This window comes from Pantoea eucrina (assembly GCF_020079945.1).
GTDB lineage: Bacteria > Pseudomonadota > Gammaproteobacteria > Enterobacterales > Enterobacteriaceae > Pantoea > Pantoea eucrina.
In genome coordinates, this window is record NZ_CP083448.1 from 3,351,947 (window position 1) to 3,368,775 (window position 16,829).

Below are 16,829 nucleotides of genomic sequence, written 5' to 3' on the forward strand. Positions count from 1 at the left end.
TGGCAGAAACCAACAGACAGCGCTGATGATAATACGCAGCGTACTCTGCTTTTTCGCCGAAAATCCTGCAGAAAACGGGCTGAAAACCGCACGTTGTGCTGCCACAACCTTCTGAAACAAAAAAGCTGACGGCTATCAACGCATTCAAGCATGATAAACAGTAGAGTATTGCGCTCGCCAGACCGTAACGGCACCAGGTTCAGAAGAACAATGATGTGATTATGGCTCAACCCCATCTGTTGGCAGAAAGAATTTCCCGACTGAGTAATGCGCTGGAAAAAGGGCTGTATGAACGGCACCATGCCATTCGCCTCTGCCTGCTGGCAGCGTTAAGCGGCGAAAGCGTTTTTCTGCTCGGCCCGCCCGGCATTGCCAAAAGCCTGATTGCCCGTCGCCTTAAATATGCTTTCCAGCACGCCCGTGCGTTTGAATATCTGATGACCCGTTTCTCCACGCCGGAAGAGGTGTTTGGCCCGCTGTCGATTCAGGCACTGAAAGATGAGGGCCGCTATCAGCGTCTGACCAGAGGCTATCTGCCGGATGCGGAGATCGTCTTTCTGGATGAGATCTGGAAAGCGGGTCCGGCCATTCTGAACACGCTGCTGACCGCCATTAACGAACGCCGCTTCCGGAACGGCGACTGCGAAGAGGCGATCCCGATGCGTCTGCTGGTGACCGCCTCAAACGAGCTGCCGGAAGCTGACAGCGGCCTTGAAGCGCTCTATGACCGCATGCTTATCCGCCTGTGGCTCGATAACGTACATGAGAAGCAAAATTTTCGCAGCATGCTGACCCACCAGCAGGATGAGAACGTCAATCCGGTCGCGGAGTCGCTCTGCATCAGCGATGAAGAGTATCTGCAGTGGCAAAAGGGCATCAGTCAGGTAAAGCTGCCTGACGATGTGTTTGAGCTTATCTATCAGCTGCGTCAGCAGCTGGAAAACCTGCCGGATGCGCCCTACATCTCTGACCGCCGCTGGAAAAAAGCGATTCATCTGCTGCAGGCCAGCGCCTTTTACAGCGGGCGCACGGCGATTGCGCCTATCGATCTGGTTCTGCTCAAAGATTGCCTCTGGCACGACATCGCTTCGATGACGCTGCTGGACCGGGAAATGGATGCGCTGATGACGCAGCACGCCTGGCAGCAGCAGGCGATGCTGCACCGGCTGCAGCAGATCAATGCGCAGCGTCTGGCACTGCAGCAGCAGCAGAGCGTGGCGCAGGCGCTGACGCTGGAGAAACACAGCGGCATGTTCAGCCGTAAGCCACATTATGAGCTGCCGGAGTCGGTTGCCGGCGAACAGCTGACCCTGATGCTGCAGCAGCCGCTGACGCTGCACGATATGCAGGTCAGCCATATAGTGGTAAGCCGTGAGGCCCTGGTACAGTGGCTGCTGAAAGGCGGAGATATACGCGGCAAGCTGAACGGCATCGGCTTTGCACAGTCACTCGATCTGGTGGTCGATACCCATCACTGCCTGACGCTACGCGATGTCAGCCTGCAGTCTGCGCGCCTGACGCTGCCCGGAGCGGCGAGCCTGCAGGCGCTGCCGCCGGAAATCGTTGATGAATATGATGCGCTTGAGGCCCGCCTGCGGGCGCAGCGGGCGCTGTTCAGCCAGCATCAGCGCTGCCTGTTTATCAGCGATGACTGGCTGGCACGCATTGAGACCAGCCTGCAGGATGTCGCCGAGCAGCTGAAACAGGCGCGGAAATGATCTCGCTGGAGACGCTCAGCACACTGCTCTCAATTGGTGAAACGGAGCTGATTGATGAGCTGATTCTGGCGCTGCTGGCCACACCGCAGCTGACGCTGTTTTTCGAAAAATTTCCCCGCATGAAGCAGGCGATGCTGCGCGATCTGCCGCGCTGGCGCGCTGAAATCGCCGGGCAGATGAGATCGACGCCCGTGCCCGCCGTGCTGGCGCAGGAGTTTCAGCTGTTTGAGCGGTTACAGCTGCTCAGCAGCCGTGATTTCAGCGCTCAGCTGCCGCACCTCCTTGAGCAACTGCAGAAGCTGCCATCCCCTTTTCTCACCGAAGCCAGGATGCTGCTGCAGCATAATGAAGGCCCGGAACTGAGCAACGCGCAGCACCGGCTGTTCCTGCAGCGCTGGCGACTGAGCCTGACGCTGCAGACGCTGACGCTGAATGAAACGTTGCTGGAGGCGCAGCGTGAACGGCTGTTGGCGGAACTGCAGCAGCGTATGGCGCTGAGCGGCCAGCTGGCGCCGGTGCTGAGCGATGAAGATGAGGCCGCCGCCGGCCGGCTGTGGGATCTCAGCAAAGCCTCGCTGCAGCCAGGCGACTACACACTAATTGTGCAATATGGTGCGTTTCTGGCGCAGCAGCCGGAGCTGATGCAGCTGGCGCAGCAGTTAGGCCGCAGCCGCGAAGCCAAATCGGTGCCGTCACGCGATGCGCCGCTGGAAGCGTTTCATCAGCTGGTGCATGAGCCAGATAACGTGCCGGAAGAGGTCAGCGGCATTCATCAGAGCGATGATGTGCTGCGCCTGCTGCCGCCGGAACTGGCCGCGCTCAGTATCAGTGAACTGGAGCTGGAATTTTACCGGCGTCTGGTAGAAAAACGCCTGCTGACCTATCGCCTGCAGGGTGATGCCTGGCACGAAAAAACCGCGCTGCGGCCGGTGAGCCATCAGCAGCATGAAACAGAGCCGCGCGGTCCGTTTATTGTCTGCGTGGATACGTCCGGCTCTATGGGCGGGTTTAATGAACGCTGCGCCAAGGCCTTTTGCCTTGCGCTGCTGAAAATCGCCCTGGCAGATCGGCGTCGCTGCTACATTATGCTGTTTGCCCATGAGGTGGTCGGCTATGAGCTGACCGCCGATAACGGCATTGAACAGGCGATTCGTTTCCTCAGCCAGCGTTTTCGCGGCGGTACCGATCTGACGGCCTGCCTGAGTGCCGTGGTGCAGCGCATGGAAGGCAGCCAGTGGCAGGAGGCAGACGCGGTGATCGTGTCGGACTTTATCGCCCAGCGCCTGCCGGAAGAGCTGATTAAGACCATAAAGCAGCGACAGCGGATGCAGCAGCAGCGGTTTCACGCCGTGGCGATGTCAGCGCATGGCAAACCCGGCATTCTGCGCATCTTCGATCATATCTGGCGCTTCGATACCGGGCTGAAAAGCCGCCTGCTGCGTCGCTGGACGCGCTGATTCATCTGACAGACACGCCTGTTTGCTATAGTGAATGACCCGCTGTGTTTATTCAGCTTTATGGAGTTCACTGTGACAATCGCCGATCTGCCCTGCCAGCTGCCTGCTCCGACCCGCACCCTGCGCCTTTCCGGTGGCACCGCTGAAGAGAAACGCGCCGAACTGCTCGCCTATTTCACTCAGACCTGGACGCTGTATGAAAGCCTGTTCGACTGCCTGAGCGATGAGCGCGCCTGGTTTAATAAAGCGATTTCGCTGCGCCATCCGCTGATTTTCTATTTTGGCCATACCGCATCTTTCTATATCAACAAGCTGATGGCTGGACGCTATCTCGATCGGCGTGTTGACGCGCGCATTGAGGCGATGATGGCGATTGGTGTGGATGAGATGAGCTGGGACGATCTCAATGACGCCCACTACGACTGGCCCGGTGTGGCAGAAGTGCGCGACTACCGCGGCAAAGTGAAAGCGCTGGTGACTGATTTTATCTGTACGATGCCGCTTGAGCTGCCGATCGGCTGGGAGAGTCCGGCCTGGGTGATCCTGATGGGCATTGAGCATGAGCGCATCCATCTGGAAACCTCCAGCGTGCTGATCCGCCAGCTGCCGCTGGAGTGGGTGCAGCCGCAGCCCGTCTGGCCTGCCTGCCCGCTGGCGCGTCACGATCGCGCCGCGGTGCCGGAAAACAGTCTGATTGCGCTGGCGGGTGGATCGGTGCTGCAGGGAAAAACGGATGAGACTTATGGCTGGGACAATGAGTATGGCCATCAGAAAACCGAGCTCGGCCCCTTCCAGGCCAGCAAAATGCTGGTCAGCAACGCGGAGTTTTATCAGTTTGTCGCTGCCGGTGGCTATCAGACGGCGCGCTGGTGGGATGAAGAGGGAGAGGGCTGGCGGACATTTGCCGGGGCGCAGATGCCTGCTTTCTGGGTCGGTGATATCACCCAACCTGACGCGCTGCGCCTGCGCCTGATGACGCAGGAAGTCCCGATGCCGTGGGACTGGCCGGCTGAAGTTAATCAGCTGGAAGCGGCCGCCTTCTGCCGCTGGCTGGCAGACAAAAGCGGTAAGACAATTCAGCTGCCATGTGAGGCGGAATATATGCTGCTGCGCGAACAGGTCAGCGGCGATCAGCCAGACTGGGAGCAGGCACCCGGTAATATCAATCTCGCGTACTGGGCCTCCTCCTGTCCGGTGGATCATTTTTCCCAGGGCGCGTTCTTTGATCTGGTGGGGAACGTCTGGCAGTGGACCACCACGCCCATCAATGGCTTTGAAGGATTTCGCGTACATCCGCTGTATGACGATTTTTCCACGCCTACCTTTGACGGCAAGCATGCCATCATCAAAGGCGGCAGCTGGATCTCAACCGGTAATGAGGCGTTAAAATCGTCGCGCTACGCGTTTCGCCGCCACTTTTTCCAGCATGCCGGCTTCCGTTACGTGGTGTCAGCGCATCAGGAGAGTATGCAGCTTAACCCATATGAAACCGACGGCATGGTGTCGCAGTATCTCGATTTCCAGTACGGGCCTGGCTACTACGGAGTGGAAAATTATGCCGAAAAACTGATTGAGCTGGTGCTGCCGCACTGCCATCAGCGCGAGCATGCGCTGGATATCGGCTGTGCCACCGGTCGCGCCAGCTTTGCTCTGGCGCGTCACTTTGCTGCCGTTACCGGCATGGACTACTCCGCACGCTTTATCGACGTGGCGCTGCAGCTCACCTCCGGTGAGGATTTCCGCTACGTGGTACCGGAGGAGGGCGAGCTGGTGGCGTATCGCCAGGTGCGCCTGAAGGAGATCGGCACGGACCGGCAGCAGGCGGAGCGGATCCAATTCGTTCAGGGTGACGCCTGCAACCTGAAGCCGCAGCCGGATCGGTACGATCTGGTGCTGGCCGCCAATCTGATTGATCGTCTGCGTCAGCCAAAGCGTTTCCTGCAGGATATCGCACCGATGATCCGTCAGGGCGGCGTGCTGGCGATCTCTTCACCTTACACCTGGCTTGAGGAGTTCACGCCGAAAGAGAACTGGCTGGGCGGTATCCGTGAAAACGGCGAAGCGCTGACCACCTGCCAGGCACTGCAGCGCCTTCTGCGCGACGAGTTTGATGAAATCGCGCCGCCGCAGGATGTTCCCTTTGTGATCCGCGAAACCGCACGCAAGTTTCAGCATACTCAGGCGCAGCTTACGCTCTGGCGTAAGCGCTAAAAGCGTGCAGACTGCGGCATGCCCGCAGTCTGCATCTTGCCTGCCCCGCTAAATTCCTGCACATTCACCTCTGTTCAGCGAAGACGAATTTAAGAGGAAGGATGATGGCAGAACATCTGCAACTGGATAATCTCGACCGCGGCATACTCAATGCGCTGCTGGAGAACGCCCGCACGGCTTACGCAGAGCTGGCAAAGCAGTTCAATGTTAGCCCCGGCACTATTCATGTCCGCGTTGAGAAAATGCGTCAGGCCGGCATTATTCTCGGTACGCGCGTGGAAATCGATCCACGCCAGCTGGGATTCGATGTTTGCTGCTTTATTGGCATCATTCTGAAGAGCGCACGAGACTATCCGGCAGCGCTCAGCAAGCTTGAAGCGCTGGATGAGGTGGTTGAAGCCTGGTATACCACCGGTCACTACAGCATCTTTATTAAGGTCATGTGCCGATCTATCGATGCGCTGCAGCAGGTGCTGATCAACAAGATCCAGACTATTGATGAGATCCAGTCCACTGAGACGCTGATCTCGCTGCAAAACCCGATCATGCGTACCATCAAGCCCTGAACCGCACCAGCCTGTGCATAAAGTTATGCAGCAGCGATCCGGCGCGGTATCCGGTCTGTCGGCGGATGCTTTCTTTTATTAACCCTGTTTTCCACAGGTGGATCACGGCTTGATCACAGCGTACAATGCCTGCCTTTAGTGCGGGAGACGATCATGGCTGATATTACCTTAATCACCGGCAGTACCCTTGGCAGTGCCGAATATGTCGCAGAACATTTAGAAGAGAAGCTGCAGGATGCGGGCTTCAAAACCAGCGTACTGCACGGCCCGGCGCTTGATGAGGTGCCTGATTCGGGTATCTGGCTGGTGGTAACGTCCACACACGGCGCCGGTGAATTGCCGGACAATCTGCTGCCCTTTTATGAGGCGCTGCAGACTGAAAAGCCCGATCTTTCCGCCGTGCGCTTTGGCGCAGCAGGCATCGGCAACCGCGAATACGATCTTTTCTGTGGCGCAATAAAAACCCTGGAGGCTCAGCTGATCGCGCTGGGCGCAACGCGCATCGGGGAACGGCTGGAAATCGACATGCTTGAGCATGAAATACCGGAAGATGCCGCTGAAGCCTGGGTCGCTGGCTGGATTGAGCAGATCTGACGGATCATAACCGGCAGGGGATCGGGAAATAGTGACGATCCCCAGACGATTACACTGTATTTCTTCCGGATCCTTCCGATCTCCTGTGGATAAACCAGCCTGAATCATGCGTATAACCGGTAGTTATCCCAAGAATAACCGCTGATGCTTTTTTCATCTGTGGATAACCAGCAAAGTTGATCCCAGCTTATTTGGATCAGGATCACCGATCTTTCACAGCAAACGATCCTTCCCAGGCTGATGTAAAATAACGGGTTTGCCACGTTATCCACAGAAACCGGCGATCCTAATAAGAGATCTAACAAGAAGATCATATAAAAGAGTAAAGATCCTTTCTATAAACACGCAGGATCCGCCGCTTTCGCCTGAACCATAATTTCAGTAGAATCCACCGCCCAGGGCAACGATCCCTGTCTGAACTTTAACGAGGACCCACTTCATGTTTTATCCAGATCCTTTTGACGTCATCGTAATCGGTGGTGGTCATGCGGGTACCGAAGCCGCTATGGCGGCCGCCCGAATGGGTCAGCAGACGCTGTTACTCACGCATAACATCGACACGCTGGGACAGATGTCCTGCAATCCGGCAATCGGTGGTATCGGGAAAGGACACCTGGTAAAGGAAGTGGACGCCCTCGGCGGCCTGATGGCCACGGCAATCGATCAGGCAGGTATCCAGTTTAGGATACTAAACGCCAGCAAAGGTCCGGCGGTGCGCGCTACGCGTGCTCAGGCAGACCGTGTACTGTACCGCCAGGCGGTACGCACCGCGCTGGAGAACCAGCCCAACCTGATGATCTTCCAGCAGGCGGTTGACGATCTGATCGTCGAAAACGATCGGGTGGTAGGTGCCGTCACGCAGATGGGACTGAAATTCCGGGCTAAAACCGTGGTGCTGACCGTTGGCACCTTCCTCGATGGCAAAATTCATATCGGTCTTGATAATTACAGCGGTGGACGCGCCGGCGATCCGCCTTCTGTTCCGCTGGCAAAACGGCTGCGGGCGCTGCCGCTGCGCGTCAACCGTCTCAAGACCGGTACGCCACCGCGCATTGACGCGCGTTCGATCGATTTCTCTGTACTGACGCCACAGCACGGTGATACGCCGATGCCGGTGTTCTCGTTTATGGGCAGCGTGGCACAGCATCCGCAGCAGGTTCCCTGCTGGATCACCTATACCAACGAACAGACGCATGATGTGATCCGTAATAATCTCGATCGCAGCCCGATGTATGCGGGCGTCATTGAGGGGATTGGTCCGCGTTACTGCCCATCTATCGAAGATAAAGTGATGCGCTTTGCCGATCGCAACGCCCACCAGATCTTCCTGGAGCCGGAAGGGCTGACCAGCAATGAAATTTACCCGAACGGAATTTCAACCAGTCTGCCTTTTGATGTACAGATGCAGATTGTCCGTTCAATGAAAGGGCTGGAGAACGCCACCATTGTGCGCCCTGGCTATGCTATCGAGTACGATTTCTTCGATCCGCGCGATCTGAAACCCACGCTGGAGAGCAAGTTTATCCACGGTCTCTTCTTTGCCGGCCAGATCAACGGCACCACCGGTTATGAAGAAGCGGCAGCCCAGGGACTGCTGGCTGGCCTTAACGCTGCACGGCAGTCTGCGGACAAAGAGGGCTGGGCACCGCGCCGCGATCAGGCTTATCTCGGCGTGCTGGTCGACGACCTCTGCACGCTGGGTACCAAAGAGCCATACCGCATGTTTACCTCCCGCGCTGAGTATCGTCTGATGCTGCGCGAAGATAATGCCGATCTGCGTCTGACTGAAACGGGCCGTGAGCTGGGACTGGTCGATGATGCGCGCTGGACGCGCTATAACCAGAAGCTGGAGGCGATTGAGCAGGAGCGCCAGCGTCTGCGCAGCCTGTGGGTGCATCCGAAGTCAGAGAATGTGGCTGACGTAAACAGCATCATCAGCGCACCGCTGACAAAAGAAGCCAGCGCAGAGGATCTGCTGCGTCGTCCGGAGATAACCTATGCCCGACTGATGACGCTGGCGGACTATGGTCCGGCACTGCCTGATGAACAGGCAGCCGAGCAGGTTGAAATTCAGGTTAAATATGAGGGTTATATTGCGCGTCAGCAGGAGGAGATAGATCGCCAGTTGCGCAATGAGAACACGCTGCTGCCTGTCGATCTCGATTACCGTCAGGTTAATGGCCTGTCAAACGAAGTGATCGCCAAGCTCAACGACCATAAGCCGACCTCTATTGGCCAGGCATCGCGTATTTCCGGCATCACGCCAGCTGCGGTCTCAATTCTGCTGATCTATCTCAAAAAACAGGGTCTGCTGCGTAAAAGCGCCTGACTGACCACCGGGGCAGCTTCGACTGCCCCTGTTAACGGAAACCTCGCTGTGATTAACAAACTCTCCCGGCTGCTTGACGCAGCAAATATTTCGCTCTCCGATCAACAAAAACAGCAGCTGGTTGGCTATGTGGAGCTGCTGCATAAGTGGAACAAAGCGTATAACCTGACCTCAGTGCGCGATCCGCATCAAATGCTGGTACGCCATATCCTCGACAGCGTGGTGGTAGAGCCGCATCTGCAGGGGGAGCGCTTTATTGATGTAGGGACCGGACCAGGACTGCCGGGCATTCCTCTGGCCATTGTCCGTCCGCAGGCGCATTTTACGCTGCTGGACAGCCTGGGTAAGCGGGTTCGTTTTCTGCGTCAGGTACAGCATGAGTTAGGACTCACTAACATTACTCCGGTCCAGAGCCGGGTTGAAGAGTTCCCGGCAGATCCACCGTTTGATGGTGTCATCAGCCGGGCATTTGCCTCGCTGGAAGATATGCTGACCTGGTGCCGCGCATTGCCCGGAACTCATGGACGCTTTTATGCGCTGAAAGGCGTGCGTCCGGATGAGGAGATCGCTTCGCTGCCAGCAGGCTTTAGCGTAGAAAAAATTGAAGCCCTGCACGTTCCGGAACTGGAAGGCGAGCGTCATCTTGTGGTGATTTCGCAGCAATAAGCCTGCAAAAAGCAGGGTTTTATTCAGCTTCTGGCACCGGAACTATCGTCAGGGCTGAATAAAAAAACAGCGGTTGAACGCGCGGTGACAAACGCTTTTATTCGGCAGGGGAGGGGAAAGGCGTTAACATCCTTCGCCGTAATTATCCGAAAAGCGTTGTTACATTTAACGATTAATTCACATTTTATTGCCACTAATGTCACATGATAAGTGCTGTTTTTTGCTTTCGATTATCACGCAGGGAAATATGACGCGGCAATAAATCGGCGGGCGTAATATTATTATTTCGATTTTAATTCTTTCCGCAGTGTCAACCGGATGTTTTTATCGGAAAAGAGTGAGCTGAAGCAGATTTAAATTTATAACACCATGATTTTAAATGGTTAACATGCCCTGATTATTAGTGCGGATTATGCATTCTGGTAAATTTTTCAGCGTCTGGTTGTTTATTATGTGATCTGCAGCACGCTTTATATCACGCTTTAGCCAGAAAACGGCAACGTCGCTGATGGCTTTCCGGGTTATGAATCTTTGGAAAAATAGCCCTTCAGAAAGAAATTTAAATAATTGTTCACCTTTTCGCTACTTAGCGATTGAAATCGCAGGTGCGGCCCGTATAATTTGCACGGCTTTTGCTGCTTGACTCAAAACGGCAAAGGCAGTCTTATACGACACGCGACATACCCCGTTCGGGGCAGGAGAGTTAAGCGTCATGTCAGTGTCTCTTTACAGTGTGAAATTAGCCCGAGCCGTTCTGGTTGTCCAGCTGGTGACGTTTGTCGTAATCGGTGCGCTGTTTGCCCTGAAAGATGTCACCTGGGGCGCCTCTGCTATTGCGGGTGGTGTGGCAGCCTGGCTGCCAAACATACTGTTCACGTTTTTAGCCTGGCGTCTGCAGGATCAAACACCGGCTAAAGGGCGTGTCGCCTGGAGTTTCGCCCTGGGTGAAGTTCTTAAGGTGTTCGCCACCGTTATTTTTCTCGCTGTGGCGTTGGGTGGGTTCGGAGCGGTCTTCTGGCCACTCGCAATCACCTGGTTATCGGTGCTGGTGGTGCAAATCGTCGCACCGGCTGTAATTAACAACAAAGGGTAAGAGGCATCATGGCCGCAGGAGAAATCTCAACGCCGCAGGAATACATAGGACATCATCTGACGCATCTTCAGATGGACCTGCGTACTTTCGAGCTGGTGAATGCACACGACGCGCCAGCAACATTCTGGACGTTAAACCTGGACTCCATGTTTTTCTCTGTTGCACTGGGAGTATTATTCCTTGTGCTGTTCCGCAGCGTGGCGAAAAGCGTCACCAGCGGCGTGCCAGGGAAAATGCAGGCGGCTATCGAGCTGGTTGTCGGCTTTGTTGATAGCAACGTTCGCGACATGTACCACGGTAAAAGTAAAGTTATCGCCCCGCTGGCTCTGACAATTTTTGTCTGGGTCTTCCTGATGAACTTCATGGATCTGCTGCCTATTGATTTGCTGCCGTTTATTGGTGAGCACTATCTGGGCCTGCCGGCGCTGCGCGTCGTGCCGTCAGCAGACGTGAACATCACGCTATCTATGGCGCTGGGCGTATTTATTTTGATTCTGTTCTACAGCATCAAAATGAAAGGGGTAGGCGGCTTTGCTAAAGAGCTGACTCTGCAGCCTTTTAATCACCCGATCTTCATCCCCATCAACCTGATTCTTGAAGGTGTCAGCCTGCTGTCAAAACCGGTTTCACTCGGTCTGCGACTGTTCGGCAACATGTATGCGGGTGAGCTGATCTTTATCCTGATTGCCGGTCTGCTGCCGTGGTGGTCGCAGTGGGTGCTGAATGTGCCATGGGCCATTTTCCACATCCTGATTATTTCGCTGCAGGCTTTCATTTTCATGGTCCTCACGATTGTCTATCTGTCGATGGCATCTGAAGAACATTGATTTTTTTCTCAACAACTTAAGCATAACTGAAACAAACTGGAGACTGTCATGGAAAACCTGAATATGGATCTGCTGTACATGGCTGCCGCTGTGATGATGGGTCTGGCGGCAATCGGTGCTGCGATCGGTATCGGCATCCTCGGAGGTAAATTCCTGGAAGGCGCAGCGCGTCAGCCGGATCTGATCCCTCTGCTGCGTACGCAGTTCTTTGTTGTAATGGGTCTGGTGGATGCAATCCCGATGATCGCTGTTGGTCTGGGTCTCTACGTGATGTTTGCTGTCGCCTAAAGCCTGTAGCCATTGTTCACTCATGGCACCTGGTGTGATGAGGAACAGATTCTGCCGTTTATCAATGATAGCGGCAGAGCACGTTAACTTAATAAGAGGCATTGTGCTGTGAACATTAACGCAACAATCCTCGGCCAGGCCATCGCGTTCATCCTGTTTGTCGCGTTCTGCATGAAGTACGTATGGCCACCGATCATGGCTGCCATCGAAAAGCGCCAGAAAGAAATTGCTGAAGGCCTTGCTTCTGCTGAACGCGCGAAGAAAGATTTGGATCTCGCGCAGGCCAATGCGACCGACCAGCTGAAAAAAGCGAAGGAAGAAGCTCAGGTCATTATCGAGCAGGCGAACAAACGCCGTGCCCAGATTCTGGACGAAGCCAAAACTGAAGCTGAAACTGAACGTAACCGCATCGTCACTCAGGCGCAGGCAGAAATTGAAGCCGAGCGCTCACGTGCACGTGAAGAGCTGCGTAAACAGGTCGCGTTGCTGGCATTAGCTGGCGCCGAGAAAATCATCGAACGTTCCGTGGATGAAGCTGCTAACAGCGACATCGTTGATAAACTGGTCGCTGAACTGTAAGGAGGGAGGGGCTGATGTCTGATCTGATTACTGTAGCTCGCCCCTACGCCAAAGCAGCTTTTGACTTTGCTGTTGAGCATCAAAGTATCGAACGCTGGCAGACCATGCTGGCGTTTGCCGCAGAAGTGGCTCGCAACGAACAGATGGCAGAAGTACTCTCCGGTGCCTTAGCACCTGAAGCGTTATCTGCCTCTTTCAATGCAGTCTGTGGTGATCAACTTGATGAACACGCTCAGAACCTGATCAAGGTTATGGCGGAGAACGGACGTTTGACAGCGCTTCCAGACGTACTGGAGCAATTTATTCAACTGCGTGACGCTTATGAAGCGACAGCCGAAGTTGATGTAATCTCCGCCAGTGCGCTGAGTGACAGCCAGCTGACCAAAATCAGCACCGCGATGGAAAAACGTCTGTCACGCAAAGTTAAGCTGAATTGCAAAATTGATAAGTCTGTATTGGCAGGTGTGGTTATCCGTGCGGGTGACCTGGTGATTGATGGCAGCGTGCGCGGCCGTCTTGACCGTCTGGCAGACGTCTTGCAGTCTTAAGGGGACTGGAGCATATGCAACTGAATTCCACCGAAATCAGCGAACTGATCAAGCAGCGCATTGCTCAGTTCAATGTCGTGAGTGAAGCTCACAACGAAGGTACTATTGTTTCTGTAAGTGACGGTATCATCCGCGTACACGGCCTGGCCGATGTTATGCAGGGTGAAATGATTGCCCTGCCGGGCAACCGTTACGCTATCGCACTGAACCTCGAGCGCGACTCGGTTGGTGCGGTCGTTATGGGCCCGTACGCTGACCTTGCCGAAGGCATGAAGGTTAAGTGCACCGGTCGTATTCTGGAAGTACCGGTTGGCCGTGGCCTGCTGGGTCGCGTGGTGAACACCCTGGGTGCACCTATCGACGGTAAAGGTGCAATCGACAACGACGGCTTCTCGCCGGTTGAAATGATTGCACCAGGCGTTATCGATCGTCAGTCTGTTGACCAGCCTGTTCAGACTGGTTACAAATCTGTCGATGCGATGATTCCAATCGGCCGTGGCCAGCGTGAGCTGATCATCGGTGACCGTCAGACCGGTAAGACTGCAATGGCTATTGACGCCATCATCAACCAGCGTGATTCAGGCATCAAGTGTGTCTACGTTGCGATTGGTCAGAAAGCGTCAACCATCTCTAACGTGGTTCGCAAGCTGGAAGAGCACGGCGCGCTGGCTAACACCATCGTGGTTGTGGCTTCTGCATCGGAGTCTGCTGCGCTGCAGTACCTGTCTCCATACGCTGGCTGTGCCATGGGCGAATACTTCCGCGACCGCGGTGAAGATGCGCTGATCGTTTACGATGACCTCTCTAAGCAGGCTATCGCTTACCGTCAGATCTCCCTGCTGCTGCGCCGCCCACCAGGCCGTGAAGCATTCCCGGGCGACGTGTTCTATCTCCACTCTCGTCTGCTGGAGCGTGCATCACGCGTAAGCGCTGACTACGTTGAGCGTTTCACCAACGGTGCTGTGAAAGGCCAGACCGGTTCTCTGACCGCGCTGCCAATCATTGAAACCCAGGCTGGTGACGTTTCTGCGTTCGTTCCGACCAACGTTATCTCGATCACTGATGGTCAGATCTTCCTGGAGTCGAACCTGTTCAACTCCGGTATCCGTCCAGCCGTTAACCCGGGTATCTCCGTATCCCGTGTTGGTGGTGCTGCACAGACCAAGATCATCAAGAAACTGTCTGGTGGTATTCGTACCGCGCTGGCACAGTATCGTGAACTGGCAGCGTTCTCTCAGTTCGCATCCGATCTGGATGATGCAACGCGTAAACAGCTGAGCCACGGTCAGAAAGTGACCGAGCTGCTGAAACAGAAACAGTATGCGCCAATGTCCGTTGCGCAGCAGGGTCTGGTGCTGTTTGCTGCTGAGCGCGGCTTCCTGAACGACGTTGAACTGGCGAAAATCGGCAGCTTTGAAGCCGCTCTGCTGGCGTACGCCGATCGCGAACACGCTGAGCTGATGGCTGAAATCAACCAGGCGGGTAACTACAACAACGATATCGAAGCGAAGCTGAAAGGCCTGCTCGAAACGTTTAAAGCAACCCAGTCCTGGTAATGTCTGGCGGCTTGTCTGAAAAGACAGGCCGCAAGGCTTTGAGGAGAAGCTAATGGCCGGCGCAAAAGAAATACGTACCAAGATCGGAAGCGTAAAAAATACGCAGAAGATCACCAAAGCGATGGAAATGGTCGCCGCCTCCAAAATGCGTAAAACGCAGGAACGCATGGCGGCCAGCCGTCCGTATGCAGATACCATGCGCAAAGTGATTGGTCACCTTGCACTGGGCAATCTGGAATACAAGCACCCTTACCTGGATGAGCGCGACGTTAAGCGCGTCGGCTACCTGGTCGTTTCGACTGACCGCGGGCTTTGTGGTGGTTTGAACATTAACCTGTTCAAAAAATTGCTGGCTGAAATGAAAGGCTGGGCAGACAAAGGCGTTCAGAGCGATCTGGCGATTGTCGGTTCAAAAGGCGTTTCATTCTTCGGCTCAGTCGGTGGCAACGTCGTGGCTCAGGTTACCGGCATGGGCGATAAGCCTGCGCTGTCCGATTTGATCGGTCCGGTAAAAGTCATGCTGCAGGCCTACGATGAAGGCCGTATCGACAAGCTGTATATCGTCAGCAACAAGTTTAACAACACCATGTCTCAGACTCCGACCATTACCCAACTGCTGCCGTTACCGCCAGCGGAAGGTGAAGAAGAGATGAAGGCGAAGACCTGGGATTACCTGTACGAACCCGATCCGAAGGCGCTGCTCGATACGCTGCTGCGTCGTTATGTCGAATCGCAGGTTTATCAGGGTGTGGTGGAAAACCTGGCCAGTGAGCAGGCCGCGCGTATGGTAGCGATGAAAGCCGCAACCGATAACGGCGGAAACCTGATCAAAGAGCTGCAGTTGGTCTACAACAAAGCTCGTCAGGCCAGCATCACCCAGGAACTTACCGAGATCGTCTCGGGAGCCTCCGCGGTTTAACCAGGCATATATCCTGTCGCCCGAGCGCGGCCGGATATTCTCGTATTAGGTAGAGGATTCAAGATGGCAGCTGGAAAGATTGTCCAGATTATCGGCGCCGTAGTTGACGTCGAATTCCCTCAGGACGCGGTACCACAGGTATACAGCGCTCTCGAGGTTAAGAATGGTGATACTCGTCTGGTGCTGGAAGTTCAGCAGCAGCTGGGTGGTGGCGTAGTACGTACTATCGCCATGGGTTCTTCTGACGGCCTGAAGCGCGGTCTGGAAGTAATCGATCTGAAAAAACCTATTCAGGTTCCGGTTGGTAAAGCGACCCTTGGCCGTATCATGAACGTGCTGGGCGAGCCTATCGACATGAAAGGCGACCTGACAGAAGAAGATGGCAGCGCAGTAGAGGTCTCCTCTATTCACCGCGCCGCGCCTTCTTATGAAGAGCAGTCAAACTCGCAGGAACTGCTGGAAACCGGCATCAAGGTTATCGACCTGATGTGTCCGTTCGCTAAGGGCGGTAAAGTCGGTCTGTTCGGTGGTGCGGGCGTAGGTAAAACCGTAAACATGATGGAGCTGATCCGTAACATCGCGGCTGAGCACTCAGGTTATTCGGTCTTTGCTGGTGTTGGTGAGCGTACTCGTGAGGGTAACGACTTCTACCATGAAATGACTGACTCCAACGTTATCGATAAAGTAGCGCTGGTGTATGGCCAGATGAACGAGCCGCCGGGTAACCGTCTGCGCGTAGCACTGACCGGTCTGACCATGGCGGAAAAATTCCGTGATGAAGGTCGTGACGTTCTGCTGTTCATCGACAACATCTACCGTTATACCCTGGCAGGTACTGAAGTATCTGCACTGCTGGGTCGTATGCCATCTGCGGTAGGTTATCAGCCAACGCTGGCTGAAGAGATGGGTGTGCTGCAGGAGCGTATTACCTCCACCAAGACGGGTTCAATCACCTCCGTACAGGCCGTTTACGTTCCTGCGGATGACCTGACTGACCCGTCTCCGGCAACCACCTTTGCTCACTTAGACTCAACGGTTACGCTGAGCCGTCAGATCGCCTCTCTGGGTATCTACCCGGCCGTTGACCCGCTGGACTCTACCAGCCGTCAGCTGGATCCACTGATCGTGGGTCAGGAGCACTATGACGTCGCACGTGGCGTACAGTCACTGCTGCAGCGTTACCAGGAGCTGAAAGACATCATCGCCATCCTCGGTATGGACGAGCTGTCTGAAGAAGATAAACTGCTGGTGGCACGTGCGCGTAAGATCCAGCGCTTCCTGTCTCAGCCATTCTTCGTTGCTGAAGTCTTCACCGGTTCTCCGGGCAAATACGTGACGCTGAAAGATACCATTCGTGGTTTCAAAGGCATCATGGAAGGCGAATTTGACCACCTGCCAGAGCAGGCGTTCTACATGGTCGGCGCTATCGAAGAAGCCGTAGAAAAAGCGAAGAAACTGTAATAACGGTTTCCCGGGAG

15 protein-coding genes are annotated in these 16,829 nt (G+C 55.0%); all 15 read left to right on the forward strand.

Annotation, left to right across the window (positions count from 1 at the left end; all coding sequences use genetic code 11):
• Window positions 1-221: 221 nt before the first annotated feature.
• The 15 genes from ravA to atpD all read left to right on the forward strand — a co-directional run bounded on the left by ravA (window position 222) and on the right by atpD (window position 16,812).
• Window positions 222-1,718: an ATPase RavA gene (ravA, locus tag LAC65_RS15945; RefSeq protein ID WP_039385671.1), complete on the forward strand. Its 1,497-nt coding sequence runs from the start codon at window positions 222-224 to the stop codon at window positions 1,716-1,718.
• Window positions 1,715-3,175 (forward strand): ATPase RavA stimulator ViaA, encoded by a 1,461-nt coding sequence (viaA, locus tag LAC65_RS15950; RefSeq protein WP_039381394.1) that lies wholly within the window; start codon window positions 1,715-1,717, stop codon window positions 3,173-3,175. The genes ravA and viaA overlap by 4 nt, the downstream gene beginning before the upstream one ends.
• Window positions 3,176-3,247: 72 nt before the next feature.
• Window positions 3,248-5,386, forward strand: coding sequence for a 5-histidylcysteine sulfoxide synthase (gene ovoA / locus LAC65_RS15955; protein ID WP_039381398.1), 2,139 nt, complete (start codon window positions 3,248-3,250; stop codon window positions 5,384-5,386).
• A 104-nt stretch (window positions 5,387-5,490) separates the two neighbouring features.
• Window positions 5,491-5,952 carry a transcriptional regulator AsnC gene (asnC, locus tag LAC65_RS15960; RefSeq protein ID WP_039381403.1) on the forward strand — a complete coding sequence of 154 codons (462 nt, stop codon included), beginning with the start codon at window positions 5,491-5,493 and terminating at the stop codon, window positions 5,950-5,952.
• A gap of 153 nt (window positions 5,953-6,105) precedes the next feature.
• Window positions 6,106-6,546, forward strand: coding sequence for an FMN-binding protein MioC (gene mioC, locus LAC65_RS15965; RefSeq protein ID WP_039381406.1), 441 nt, complete (start codon window positions 6,106-6,108; stop codon window positions 6,544-6,546).
• 439 nt (window positions 6,547-6,985) lie between these two features.
• Window positions 6,986-8,875, forward strand: coding sequence for a tRNA uridine-5-carboxymethylaminomethyl(34) synthesis enzyme MnmG (gene mnmG, locus LAC65_RS15970; RefSeq protein WP_039381409.1), 1,890 nt, complete (start codon window positions 6,986-6,988; stop codon window positions 8,873-8,875).
• A 48-nt stretch (window positions 8,876-8,923) separates the two neighbouring features.
• Window positions 8,924-9,541, forward strand: coding sequence for a 16S rRNA (guanine(527)-N(7))-methyltransferase RsmG (gene rsmG / locus LAC65_RS15975; protein WP_039381412.1), 618 nt, complete (start codon window positions 8,924-8,926; stop codon window positions 9,539-9,541).
• A 712-nt stretch (window positions 9,542-10,253) separates the two neighbouring features.
• Complete coding sequence (gene atpI, locus LAC65_RS15980; RefSeq protein ID WP_039381414.1) at window positions 10,254-10,634, forward strand: F0F1 ATP synthase subunit I; 381 nt, start codon at window positions 10,254-10,256, stop codon at window positions 10,632-10,634.
• Between the two features lie 8 nt (window positions 10,635-10,642).
• The gene (gene atpB, locus LAC65_RS15985) at window positions 10,643-11,461 is read left to right on the forward strand and encodes a F0F1 ATP synthase subunit A (RefSeq protein ID WP_039381416.1); all 819 of its coding nucleotides are present in this window, start codon (window positions 10,643-10,645) and stop codon (window positions 11,459-11,461) included.
• 48 nt (window positions 11,462-11,509) lie between these two features.
• Entirely contained in the window at window positions 11,510-11,749 is a 240-nt protein-coding gene (gene atpE, locus LAC65_RS15990; RefSeq protein ID WP_003849523.1) for a F0F1 ATP synthase subunit C, read from the forward strand.
• Between the two features lie 108 nt (window positions 11,750-11,857).
• On the forward strand, window positions 11,858-12,328 hold the full coding sequence (gene atpF / locus LAC65_RS15995) for a F0F1 ATP synthase subunit B (protein WP_039381418.1): 471 nt from the start codon (window positions 11,858-11,860) through the stop codon (window positions 12,326-12,328).
• A gap of 14 nt (window positions 12,329-12,342) precedes the next feature.
• Window positions 12,343-12,876 (forward strand): F0F1 ATP synthase subunit delta, encoded by a 534-nt coding sequence (atpH, locus tag LAC65_RS16000; protein WP_039381423.1) that lies wholly within the window; start codon window positions 12,343-12,345, stop codon window positions 12,874-12,876.
• A gap of 14 nt (window positions 12,877-12,890) precedes the next feature.
• Entirely contained in the window at window positions 12,891-14,432 is a 1,542-nt protein-coding gene (gene atpA / locus LAC65_RS16005; RefSeq protein WP_039381427.1) for a F0F1 ATP synthase subunit alpha, read from the forward strand.
• Window positions 14,433-14,484: 52 nt separating this feature from the next.
• Window positions 14,485-15,351 (forward strand): F0F1 ATP synthase subunit gamma, encoded by an 867-nt coding sequence (gene atpG / locus LAC65_RS16010; RefSeq protein WP_039381430.1) that lies wholly within the window; start codon window positions 14,485-14,487, stop codon window positions 15,349-15,351.
• Window positions 15,352-15,414: 63 nt separating this feature from the next.
• A complete protein-coding gene (gene atpD / locus LAC65_RS16015; RefSeq protein WP_039381434.1) occupies window positions 15,415-16,812 on the forward strand; it encodes a F0F1 ATP synthase subunit beta in 1,398 nt (465 codons plus the stop codon).
• Window positions 16,813-16,829: the final 17 nt, after the last annotated feature.